Raw genomic sequence first — 337 nt, 5'->3', positions numbered from 1 at the left:
ATGCGCTTAAATTATGCAAATATGCAAAGGAAGCTCAATCTCTCCAGAAACCCCCGCAGGCATCAGATATCGAGCGCGAAATCATTGAGTGTGCGCTGGGTCTTTGGGATCGCACAGAGAGTTCCGGGTTTCGCGTGCTTACACTCCTACAGGCGCTACGTGCTCTTCTGGCGGGGCGGTAGGGACGCTGCACTGGATCTCTGCACATCCCAGTTCCTAAAAGTTGATTCGAGAGGGTGGTCGGAAGGCGGCAACTGCCGTAACGAGGCGTCGCTGGCTCGACGTCAGAAATGGAGGAGCCTCCACAACCCTAGTCGCTATAATTCCCCCGCTGCCG

General features: G+C 55.8%; 1 protein-coding gene. It reads left to right on the top strand.

The genetic code is table 11. From position 1 onward, the window contains the following. A partial coding sequence (locus RVY79_RS18280) for a hypothetical protein (RefSeq protein WP_317465945.1) occupies nt 1-182 on the top strand: 182 nt, incomplete at its 5' end. Between the last annotated feature and the right edge of the window lie 155 nt (nt 183-337).

This window comes from Chromohalobacter sp. HP20-39 (assembly GCF_033052815.1).
Taxonomy (GTDB): Bacteria; Pseudomonadota; Gammaproteobacteria; order Pseudomonadales; family Halomonadaceae; genus Chromohalobacter.
Note: the sequence above shows the minus strand (reverse complement) of the source record. Positions and strands in the feature narration are given on the sequence as shown.